Source organism: Leptospira haakeii (genome assembly GCF_002812045.1).
Taxonomy (GTDB): Bacteria; Spirochaetota; Leptospiria; order Leptospirales; family Leptospiraceae; genus Leptospira_B; species Leptospira_B haakeii.
The window spans coordinates 165,119-176,818 of sequence record NZ_NPEG01000004.1 but is presented as its reverse complement, the minus strand read 5'-3'; the positions used below and the strand labels follow the sequence as shown (position 1 = coordinate 176,818).

Here is an 11,700-nt window from a genome sequence, read left to right as displayed (position 1 = left end):
ATTTCAAGTGCTAAAAGGAGAAAGTCATGGCGATTAAACCGCTAGGTGACCGTGTTCTGGTCGAGCCTAAACAAGACGCTGAAGAAAAAATCGGCAGCATCTTCGTTCCTGATACGGCTAAAGAAAAACCGCAAGAGGGAAAAGTTGTAGAAGTAGGAAGCGGACGTTATGAAGACGGAAAGCTTATACCACTAGAAGTTAAAGCTGGTGATGTCGTTCTATACGGCAAATATTCCGGAACTGAAATTAAATCCGAAGGTAAAGAATACTTAATCATCCGCGAAAGCGACATTCTTGCCATCGTGAAAAAGTAATAGGCCGAGGAAATAAAAATGGCAAAAATTATCGAGTATGATGAAACAGCTAGACGTAAACTTTTAGAAGGCGTCAACAAACTAGCGAACGCTGTAAAAGTTACCCTTGGTCCTAAGGGAAGAAACGTAGTAATCGACAAAAAATTCGGATCTCCAACCATCACTAAGGACGGAGTTACCGTAGCAAAAGAAATCGAACTAGAAGATGCTATCGAGAACATGGGCGCTCAGATGGTAAAAGAAGTTTCCACAAAGACGAATGACGTTGCTGGAGACGGAACTACCACCGCGACTATTCTCGCTCAATCTATCGTTAACGAAGGATTGAAAAACGTTACCGCTGGTGCAAACCCTATGGCACTTAAACACGGTATCGATAAAGCAGTTAATGCAGCAGTAGAAAGTATCAAAAAACGTTCGGTTAAGATCGAAAACAAAAAAGATATCGCTAACGTTGCGACTATCTCCGCAAACAACGACAAGGATATAGGAAATCTGATCGCAGATGCTATGGACAAAGTCGGAAAAGACGGAGTTATCACTGTAGAAGAAGCAAAATCTATCGAAACCACTTTAGACGTGGTAGAAGGTATGCAATTCGACCGTGGATACGTTTCTCCTTATATGGTAACCGATCCTGAAGCAATGATCGCTACTTTAAGTGATCCATATATCCTGATCTACGACAAAAAGATCTCTTCTATGAGAGACCTTCTTCCTGTATTGGAAAAAGTTGCTCAAGCTGGAAGACCTTTAGTGATCATCGCAGAAGAAGTAGAAGGAGAAGCATTAGCTACTATCGTAGTAAACACTCTTCGTAAAACTATCTCTTGTGTTGCTGTTAAAGCTCCTGGATTCGGAGATCGTCGTAAAGCGATGTTAGAAGATATCGCAATCCTTACCGGTGGACAAGTGATTTCCGAAGACCTCGGAATGAAACTGGAAAACGCAACAGTTCAACAACTGGGACGCGCTAAAAAAGTTACTGTGGATAAAGAAAACACCACCATCATCGAAGGACAAGGTGCTTCTAAAGATATCCAAGGCCGTGTAGGTCAGATCAAAAAACAGATCGAAGATACTACTTCCGAGTACGATCGTGAAAAACTACAAGAGCGCCTAGCAAAACTTGCTGGCGGTGTTGCAGTGATTCATGTTGGTGCAGCTACAGAAGTAGAAATGAAAGAGAAAAAACACCGTGTAGAAGACGCACTTTCAGCTACTCGCGCAGCAGTAGAAGAAGGAATCGTTCCTGGTGGTGGATTAACTCTTCTAAAAGCTCAAGAAGCAGTTGCGGGTCTTAAATTAGAAGGCGACGAAGCTACTGGAGCAAAAATCATCTTCCGCGCACTAGAAGAACCGATCCGTATGATCACTTCTAACGCTGGTCTGGAAGGATCCGTAATAGTAGAGCAAGCAAAAAGTAAAAAAGGAAACGAAGGTTTCAACGCTCTTACTATGGTTTGGGAAGACCTACTACAAGCTGGAGTCGTTGACCCTGCTAAAGTAGTTCGTTCCGCACTCCAAAACGCTGCTTCTATCGGATCAATGTTGTTAACTACAGAAGTTACAATCACCGACAAACCTGAAAAAGACGGCGGCGGAATGCCTCCTATGGGTGGAATGGGCGGTATGGGAGGAATGGGCGGCATGATGTAATGTGCCTCTCTTCCTTTCGGAAAGTTAAAAGCCGAGGAGAAATCCTCGGCTTTTTTTATAACTTGATGCTGAATATTCTATCGATCTCTTTCCCTTCCTTGGTGACCGTATGACTATATAATAAATGTAGAATAGAGTATTTGCTATATTTGGTCTTGGTCTCGTATTCCCAATCCCAAAGAAGGCCCCCCATTCCAGGGATCGCTAAAATTCCCATCGCATGTAAGCCGTTCATATTATTCCCGTACTGTCTATAATAGAATAATCCAGGACCGACAAGCATCAGATCTTCTTCTTTGGAAATTTTTTGATTTCGATAATACAATAATCCCAAACCAAGCATATCGAATCTTCCGTCTTTTTCGGAAGAGAAATATCCTAAAACCGGAGGGATCAAAGTTGCGGTTCCGGATGCATCCGAATGATAATAATAGACCGGTAAAAAATTTGCCAGAGTTTCGCCAGGAACTGATTTCCAACGCAACCAGAGGAAATTCGTATCCGAATAATCAGGACTTCTTTCATATCCACCCAAGAGTCCGCCAAAGATCGCAACTTTCGTTCTTTGTTCTTCCAATTCCGTATGGATCATACCCAAGAAGAAGTTTAAATTTCTTCTTTTTTGATAATTCTCGTAGTTCGTATCGAAAATTCCCGCAAATCCCCAGCGATCCCAATCAGTATCCTTATAACTATAAAAGCCGAATGCAAACCAGAATCTGGACTCTCTACTTTTCCTATAAAATGCGAGAGGAGCCAAACCGTATGCGGTACGTTCCGAATTGTCCAAATAAAAAGCGGGACCGACTACTAATCTTTCTAAACCGGAATTTCCTGATTTATAATCGGTAATTAACAAAAAGTTTAAGTGTTTTTCCTTTTTGAAAGGATCGCTATCCGATTCGAATCTATATACCGGAAAAAGATAAGATTTAAAATACGTACTAGTCGTCTCTTCCTTCTTTAAATCCTTAACTGTATGTAATGTATTCGAAAAAAGGAAGAATGCCGTAAAATCCCTCCATTGATCCACAACCTTATCCGTACTATTCTGTTTAAGAGAGACGGATTCGTATTTGGAATAATCGATCAATTTCAGAAAGGTCACTTCCCTTTTGGAATTTTCCCGATTTTCCAAAGTTTGTTTTTCAGAATATGTATATAAGAGCGGGATCGGTAAAAAGTAAAAAGAAGAACTAGTTTCTAAAGTTTTGCTTCCATAAGAAGATTTCTCCTCGGCTTTTAACTTTCCGAAAGGATTTGCGTTAAATGAGTTCCAACTTCCCGCTTGGAATTCGGTTCTATCCGAATAATACAAAAGTCCCCAGGTAACTCTTTCTTTAAGCAGATTCGGGATATTTTTTTCCTTATTAGAATAGAAAGGATAGATCGCAAAAGAACTTTCTTGATTAGAACCCGAGCCGCTTAAAAAACCTAATATATTCCATCCCGAGCGATCTTCTTTTTTATAACCGGAATAAAGAATAGGAATGGTAGTATAACTTTCGATCGTTTTTTCTCCCTCCTTTTCTGATCCGGAAAAATAGAAAGGAAATATATAAAAAGAATTAGATATCCTTTCACCTTTTTTCTCGGTAGAAGAAGATACTAACCCAAGGAAATTACCTTTCGAGACGGAGGGGGAAGATTCGCTATAATATCCTAAGACAAAAAGTGTGCTTTCCGAGGTGTTTCGTTTATAGTAAATCGTAGGAAAAAATAAAAAGTCTACCTTAGTTGCCTGTTCCGAAGTTTCGGAAGCACCTTTATATCTGGAATAATAGTAGAATGGAGTGAGAAGAGAAGACGATTCTTCACCATTCAATTCTCTCTTATTAGAATAAGCGGATAATAAAGTATAAAACTTGGATACATATGCCTCTTCAGATGGAAGTTTGATCTTAGAACCATAACTCAAATAAAATGGTATTAAGAGATTATATGATTTTTCTTGGAATAGATCCTGATTCTGGCTGGATTCAGAACCAGAATGATATAGAAATAACGGCAAAAGTAATGAATGAAAAGCTTTGGTGGTAATATTTCCTTCTACGATCCTCTTTTTATAATACAAAGGAGAGATTGTGCGAGAATAATCTTTAGACTCATCATGGGCAACTAAAGGAAAGATCCTAAATCCCCAAGAATCCGGTGAAGTATAAAATCTAGTAATCGGCCATAGAATAGAATAATCTCTAAGTTCCCCCTGTTTTCCTCTCAAGAAACCGAACAGCAGATAAGATTCTTGGAAATTTTCCTTTTGTTCCTGTCTTCCATAGAAAGGAAATAAAACAAAATAAGATTCATCCGCAATCCTACTCCAAAAGAATAGAGGAGCGGCATACACCTTATCCGACGTTTTTTCAGACCAAGAAAACCAACTTAAAGGGAGTAACCTGAAATGTCGCCTGTCGTCTCCCCTTTCATAACTGAAAATTCCGAATAAAGCACTGACACCCCAGAAAGAACGGACCTTCTCTCGAGTTAATCTATTGTATTGGCCCAAACCTTCTTTTTCTTCCCAAGAATTTTTAACGGAAATATTCTTAACAGGTAAATCGGATGTGGCGACTTCAGCAGGGTGATTTTCTTTCCAAAATTGTAATTCCTCTTTGTTTACGGAGGTTCTTGTGGAAATGCTAAATAAACTATAGAACAAAGAAATATCCGCGTCTAGATAATAATCTTTTTCAGTAGCCCCGACTCCGGCTGCTCCCGAAAAACTTCCTAATGTTTTAGAGGAAGAATAGGCTAATTTTAACTCTAAAGTTTTATCCGCTTCATAATAGTTTAGCCAAAGGGGAAGAAACATATCCCCCTTGCTCCGCGAATTGTTCCAATTCCAATAGAGGGGAAACCAAGTGGAGAATTCTTCCTTACGGACCTTATCCACATTCGAAAACCATAATAAAGGCCAAATCCAGGTATTATCCTTTTCTGCAGAACGATTCCAATAATGAAAAAGACCGAAATGAGTATAGATATCTTCGTCCTTTCCAAAACGGAAATAGAATGGTAAAACTAAGCGAAAACTATCCCTTTTATAGAAGTAGAATGGAAATCCATAACTATATTTTGCATCTCCGACCTTGTCAAAACCTCTACCTACAAGCCCAAGAACATTCCAATAAGAATATTCGTTAGTACTATTCGAAAAATAAAACGGATATATCCTCCTCCTAGATTCCTGGTCGGTGTCATATCTTTCATATAATGTAACTAAGGAATATTTTTCGAACTTTGTTTTATATTCTTTTGAATAAGACAAAGGAGTTATGAGTTCTTTATATTCGGAAGTATCATTCCATTGGAAAACAGGCAAAAGTGTATAACTTTCGGACTTATTACCTTGCCAAGAGTCCCTATAAAAATACCAGAATGGGAATAAGATCCATCTTTCATATTGATCACCGATCTCACTTTTTCTAGAATAGAACGGACCTACCCAAGTTCTAGTCTTATTCCAATAAGTGAATAACGGAATGATCCAAGTATATTCATTCCCTGGCTGATTCCCCTTCGCCCATAAAGGAATAAAATGAAAATAATCTTGAGACTTATAGAACCAAAGAGGGAAGAAAAACCCGTGCTGAAATTTCCCTTGATCATTCCAAGAAAGATAAGTATTTATAAAATAATTCTGAGAGGCTTCTTTTTCTTTATTTCGATAAAAAAGAAACCAAGGAAACAAAGTGGTAGTTTTGGAAACATCCGAAGAATAATAAAAAATCGGAGTAACAATCTTTGACTCATCCGGTTTAAACGAATGATAATAGACCGGGAAAAATAAAAATTTAGAGGATCCGCTCCAATCTTTCGTATAATAAAAATTTAAAGCATAAAAGTCCAGGTCTGTCGCTGTTCGATTATAATAGAATGGAGGCAAGATCCCGAATTTGCTAGTCCCATTATCGAAATATGCAGGGAACAGATAAAAATATTCGTTTTTCTTATGGAACATCAGAGGAAAAAGATAAGAGGACGAATAATCTCCTTTTTCATTGGAACTCCAACCACTGATCAATGCTATATTTGTATCGGACTTACCTCCCTTCTCCCATTTCCTGCTGAATAAGATCGGAATATTCGCATTATAATTCTGTAATTCACCGTTATGATAATTACGATTCAGGAAAAGAGCCAAGTAGTAGGAAAATTTTTCCTCTTCTTTTCCGCCTCCCCCTAATTGAGGAGTTTCCCTCCAAGTTTGGCCGAAAAGTGGAGTAAAAAAGGAACCTTCCTGACTCGAATTCCAAGAATTGTAAGAGAATAGAGGAAAAATGGTAAAATGAAAATCTTCCTTATCAGAATAAGAATTATATAATGTACTATAGAAAAAGATCGGAAAAAAAGTTAAATTGAATTTTCTTTTACCGGAGCCCCAATACACCAAAGGAAGAATGGAACCGTAAGAAGACTCTTTATCTTCTCCCCAATGAAAGATCAAAAAATGATTCCAGTCATCTCCATTAATTCTATTCCTGAAAAACAAGAACGGGACCGCGAAATAAAAGGATTCTTCCTTGCCGCTTTCAATTGTTTTACTTCTTCCAAACAAAGGGAGAAAAGAAGGAAAGGATATCCAACTCTCCGAAAATTTTTCTCCTCTGGATTCGAAAGAGTTATAATGAAATAAGGAATAGTTTACTTCGGAATCCGACTGAGAGTCCTGGATGCGCTGTGCATAATAGATCGGGAAAAGATAAGATTTGTAAGATTTGTTTTCTTTTGCAGATATATGATCAAATAAAGGAAAAAAACTAGTCTGCTTAAATTTGGGATAATCAGTATAAGTATAAAGAACTAGCAGATTTAATGAATAATGAGGCCCCCAGTTCTCAATACTCGCGAATGGGGAAATTTTGAAAGTATATTTATCTTCTTTATCACTTCCTAATATAGGTTTCTTCTCGGAAGTGAGGGTGTCAAAATAATCGGTTGCCTGAATTTCAAAAGAAAAACAAATCAAAAGAACCGGAAAAAATAAAAAAGCTCCTCCGATTTTAGTATAAAAATTTTTCAGAAAATTTCTAATCATAAACTTCTAGAAGTTTTAACTTACTTTTTTCTCCTCGGAGAATTTTTACCTTAGAAGGAGCCAGTCCCAATTCTTCACCGCAGATCTATCGGGCAAAATTACTTCTTACGAAATATTTTTCCAGCTATTAACCTTATCTCTTCTATACCTAAAAGCAGACTAATCAGGAAAAAAATTGCCATCCCCGGAAGAATAGCGGCACAAAGTGAGATCCTGGAAGAATTCGCATAACTTAAGCCTTTTTCGGAGAGAAAACCTAAAGCCCAAGGATGGATTATTTCTTTATAAAAAAATAAAAATGCCGCCATCGCTAAAAGTGGCAGGATCAATTTTGCAATTTTGGAAATAAAACCTTCCCAAGGAAAAGCGACTTCATGCTTTTTTAAATAACCCGAAAGTAAGGTCCAAGTTACTACAGTTGATACGGCGGAAGACAATGCGATTGCAGAATGTTTCAGAAAGAAAATTAATGAAAAGTTTAAAGTCAGATTCAAAACAAAAGTGAATGCTTGGACTCTCAAAGGAGTTTTAGTATCTTGGAATGCATAATACGTAGAGATCAAAACCTTATTCATGCTATAAAATGGTACCGCTACTGAATAAAATACCAAAGGTAAAATCGTAGTTTCCGTAGCTAAATGATCCCATCTTCCTCCATAATATATGGAATCCAAAATTGGTCCGGCTAAAATGCCAATTCCTAAGGCAGCAGGCGCAGTCAGAAAACCTGCGAATCCTAAAACCCCCAACATTTCCTTAGGAACCTCAGAATGTTTGTTTTGTTTTAGGGAAGAAAGTAACGCAGGTAAAGTTGTGGTGGCAAGTGCGACTCCGATAATTCCGGTAGGAAGTTGCACCAACCTCTGTGCGTAATCCAAACTAACGACTGCACCCAAACCTGGATTTGTATTCTGCACATAGTTTGCTAAAAATATATCCACTAAAAGCCCGAGCTGGTAAAAACCGCCTCCGACCGCTGCAGGTAACATCAGTTTAAATATTTTTGAAATGGCAGGATGTTTATAATTCCAAGAGAATATCGGACCTTCTCCATTTTTGGAAACGTACCAGGCTTGGACAACTAATTGTATGATTCCTCCTCCTACGATCGCAAAACAAAGGACTCTCACCTTGGTCAAAAGTTCCCATTCTACAAAGGGAAAAATCCCAAGGAACACTGTGAGATAACTTAAATTCAGAATGATGGGAGAAAGAGATGGAACAAAAAATCTATTTTTGACGTTGGATATCGCCATATAGATTGAAGACAAACTCGCAGTGACAATTAAGAAAAAGAGTATATAGGTAAGTTCTATTACAAGGCCGGAATATTCAGCAGTTCCTCCTACCAGAATTGGAAGTGCGAATGGAGAAAACGTAAATACGATAACTACGAAGCTTAGAAGAATTACAAAAAGAAAACTTAATACGGCTCCACTCATCTTTCGAGCGGCGACTACTCCGTCCTTCTCCGCATCTGAATATAATGGCATGAAGGATTGAGAAAGAGTCCCTTCTGCCAATAGGTTGCGGAACATATTAGGCAATCTATAAGCTACAGAAAATGCGGAGGCCACTGTGCCTGTCCCGAAAGACACGGCCATAAAATGGTCTCGGAACACTCCTAAAATTCTGGAAACGAGGGTGTAAAAAGAAAGAGCGAAACTTCTTCTGGCTGCTTGGGACAAGAGATCCTACGTGGTCGGTGTTTCCGACGTATTGAAACTAACCTAATAGTTTCTCTAAGTATCGAACTCCGCCGGTGCGACTTACGTCAAACTGAATTCCGCAATTAGGACATTGATGACGGCCAAGAGTTTTAATCCTAAGTCTTGCCCTACAAGACTCACAATATAATATTCTCTCTTGGATGTGTCTCGCCTGCTCTAAAGAATGATCCAGATCCTTTCCGATCTTAGTTTTCTCAACAGGTTCTTGCCCAGGTATAGGAACAGTGCTGATCTCAGGAACATATACATCCGACTTAGTTAACGAAGAAGAGGGACTTGAATAAAACTGTACAGGTTTAGTTTGTCTGAGAGAAGAAACACTTTCCGATCTCTCCGATAAAGTCCTTCTATCCTCTATCTTCAAAGAAGAAAGCCAAACTTCCGCTTCTTTTTCATGTGCGAAGAAGTTCTGGCCTTTATTCAAACCGAATAATCCTAAAACCAATAAACTTTCTTCGTTCCAGTCACTGAATGCAATATTTCCACCGAATTTTTCGAAGAAGTTTTTCAATTCTACGAGCGCAGAAATCCCATCTTCTTCTATATATTCCACAAAACGAGAATTGACTAGAACAAGTCTCTCTCCTTCTTCCCAGCGAGTTTTGATAAAACGTACCAGATCGAATGCAGAATAAGAATCCAGAACTCCCTTAGGAGTTACCTTCAATATATGTCCTTGTTTTGTAGTATGAATTTCCAAAAAAGTTTATCCTAGATAAATAGCGTCTATAATTTCCGCTTTCTCTCGATTGACTGCTTGCGCAGTAGAAGGAGCAGATAACACTGGGGTCGCTGCCGGAACATGGCTCTCAGAAACAGGCGCGGTGTTTTGGCTTGTGTAAGAAGGAGTAGGAGAAACATTTTCTCTCCAACGGATAGGCCCCTGAGTTTGTGCAAAGTCGACCTTCTCCCATAAAGGAGGAGCAGAAGGATCCGCAATATACTTTCCGTCCTGAGTAAAAGAAGTACGAACACTTTTAATAAGCAAATGAGAAAATCCTAATATAAGAGCGCAGATAAGAGCGATGATCGCGTTATTCTGCAAGGTCCACCAGAAAAGTTCTGTCTGTATCTTTACAAAATGTGCAAAGTTCCCTCTTTCATATTTCATATGAAGAGAAGCCACTCTTTCCAATTTTTCAGGATGATATACAGCCATTGAAAGAAGAACACTTGGCTCCGTAATTTCAGGGAAATAAGGAGAAACGATCTGCATCAGTTTATCATTCTGGTATGTATTCTTTTCTCCCAAGAGGATAGGAGTCCCGATCTGCCATTTTCTCAAATGATGTGCAGCGGTATAATTAGTGGATAAAAACTTAGGTTCGGGTTTTCTTTTTGCTCTCTGATCGGACACATAATCTTCGTTCGACGATGCAAGAACTACTCCTGAATCATCAGTCATGCTGATCTCGGAAATGATAAATCCTTCTTTATCTCCAGAAGTCACTTTCACAAGTCTTGTGAATGCAAAGTTCAGATCTTCTAATCTATCTTTACTTAATTTTCCTTCGCTGGATTTAGAAATGGCACCGATCGTATCTCTGGCTCTTTGGTCCGAAAGATTTTTGATCTGCTCAAAAGAAGCAAGAGAAGACTCCAGAAAAGACCATGCAGAGGCTCCGGCAGCGATCCCTTCGCAAACCAAAAGTGCTAAAACGAAAAATAGAATATGTTTGAAAATTTGCACCTGAGAACCTCTCTTCTTTTAAAAATCGGCCGATTTCGGCTTTTTTCTAAAGAATAAAAATCCTTTTAGGTGCTGATCTTGTCTCGAATCGGCTTTAAATGTTCCAGAAATTTGGACTGAAAAGCCAGGATCCATTCCTTCTTCTTATCTTGCCCGCTTCCGAGTCCCAACTGAGAGACTGAAATCATGGATTTCCAGTCTTGTCCGCAGGGATGAATACACTGGAAGGCAGAAAAATCATTAGAAACGTTCAGTGCGATCCCATAACTGGTAAACCAAGACTTGAACAAAACTCCCATAGAAAGAATTTTACGATTGGGAGAAGTAGAAAGGTAAAGCCCGGGAGCGTGGGGATTTTTTACAAGATCCAGATCCCAAACTTTCTTAGTGGAATAAATAGCAGATTCAAGGACCCCATCCAGAAATTCCGAGATGGAAATTTCCCTTTTTTTTAAGTCCAAATGTACATAGGTAACGATCTGTCCGGGCTCATGAGCGGTATAATCCCCTCCTCTTTTTATGTATTGGAGAGAGATTCCGTGTTCGGAAAGGAAGTCCTCATTTCGGAGAAGATTGTCGATATTATAATTGATCCCCCCGGTTATCGTAAGAGGGTGTTCCAAAAATAGAATCGATTCCCTTCTATTTTCCCGGGACTTTTCCTGGAAGAGGACGTAATCTTCATACGGAAGGGGATTTTTCAGGGAAAAAGCCTGCACACACGTATTATTTATGGAAAAGCTGCTCGAAGTCATCTCCTTTATACTCCAAAGATCTCCGCGAGGAAGAAATCGCCAGGAACTTGCAAAATTGGTCTATCTTTCCGATGGTGTGTTCTTCCAAAAATATGCCAAAGTGATTACTGAGCAGAAATATATCCATCTGGAAGATTCTCCTTATCCGATGGAACTAAATCAGGCACTTCTTCACCTGAAAGAAAATCGTCTAATAGATGTACTCCCAAAATTGACCGAGACTGGGATTTCGGGTTATTTGCTAACTTGGGTCGGAACAGAGCATGAGGATGAGATAGACCTGAATCGTCAGGAAAAAAGGATCCTTCGCAAAGTTCTGGAAAATTTCAAAGGAAGTGTTTACGACGAAAATAGAGTGTATCCGAATTTATATGAGAATTACGTGATAACTCCGCTTTTTTCGGAAATTAAGTTTAGCAAAGAAACTATTAACACTAAAATCCATTTCTTTAAGAGAAAAACGCTTTTGAATATCTCGGGCAAAATATTTAAGGTACTTTTTAGCGAGTAAACA

8 protein-coding genes are annotated in these 11,700 nt (G+C 38.8%); 3 read left to right on the top strand and 5 right to left on the bottom strand.

Going from position 1 to position 11,700, the window contains the following annotated elements; genetic code table 11:
- The first annotated feature begins 26 nt into the window (after positions 1 to 26).
- Together groES and groL are read left to right on the top strand one after the other, a co-directional pair.
- Complete coding sequence (groES, locus tag CH377_RS09715; RefSeq protein WP_100707090.1) at positions 27 to 314, top strand: co-chaperone GroES; 288 nt, start codon at positions 27 to 29, stop codon at positions 312 to 314.
- Between the two features lie 18 nt (positions 315 to 332).
- Positions 333 to 1,973, top strand: a complete 1,641-nt coding sequence (gene groL / locus CH377_RS09710; protein ID WP_100723604.1) for a chaperonin GroEL — start codon at positions 333 to 335, stop codon at positions 1,971 to 1,973.
- A 55-nt stretch (positions 1,974 to 2,028) separates the two neighbouring features.
- On the opposite strand, the gene CH377_RS09705 is transcribed toward groL, so the two are convergent.
- The 5 genes from CH377_RS09705 to lipB form a co-directional block, all read right to left on the bottom strand.
- Positions 2,029 to 7,011, bottom strand: a complete 4,983-nt coding sequence (locus CH377_RS09705) for an LA_1737 family protein (RefSeq protein ID WP_244283709.1) — start codon at positions 7,009 to 7,011, stop codon at positions 2,029 to 2,031.
- A gap of 98 nt (positions 7,012 to 7,109) precedes the next feature.
- Positions 7,110 to 8,699 (bottom strand): murein biosynthesis integral membrane protein MurJ, encoded by a 1,590-nt coding sequence (gene murJ, locus CH377_RS09700; RefSeq protein ID WP_100723603.1) that lies wholly within the window; start codon positions 8,697 to 8,699, stop codon positions 7,110 to 7,112.
- A gap of 37 nt (positions 8,700 to 8,736) precedes the next feature.
- Complete coding sequence (locus CH377_RS09695; RefSeq protein WP_100723602.1) at positions 8,737 to 9,441, bottom strand: STAS domain-containing protein; 705 nt, start codon at positions 9,439 to 9,441, stop codon at positions 8,737 to 8,739.
- 6 nt (positions 9,442 to 9,447) lie between these two features.
- Positions 9,448 to 10,431, bottom strand: a complete 984-nt coding sequence (locus CH377_RS09690) for an LIC_12071 family protein (RefSeq protein WP_100723601.1) — start codon at positions 10,429 to 10,431, stop codon at positions 9,448 to 9,450.
- Between the two features lie 65 nt (positions 10,432 to 10,496).
- Complete coding sequence (lipB, locus tag CH377_RS09685; protein WP_100723600.1) at positions 10,497 to 11,186, bottom strand: lipoyl(octanoyl) transferase LipB; 690 nt, start codon at positions 11,184 to 11,186, stop codon at positions 10,497 to 10,499.
- Between lipB and CH377_RS09680 the strand changes: the two genes are divergently transcribed.
- Positions 11,164 to 11,697, top strand: a complete 534-nt coding sequence (locus CH377_RS09680) for a type II toxin-antitoxin system antitoxin SocA domain-containing protein (RefSeq protein WP_100723599.1) — start codon at positions 11,164 to 11,166, stop codon at positions 11,695 to 11,697. The two genes, lipB and CH377_RS09680, sit on opposite strands and share 23 nt — an antisense overlap.
- The last annotated feature ends 3 nt before the right edge of the window (positions 11,698 to 11,700 follow it).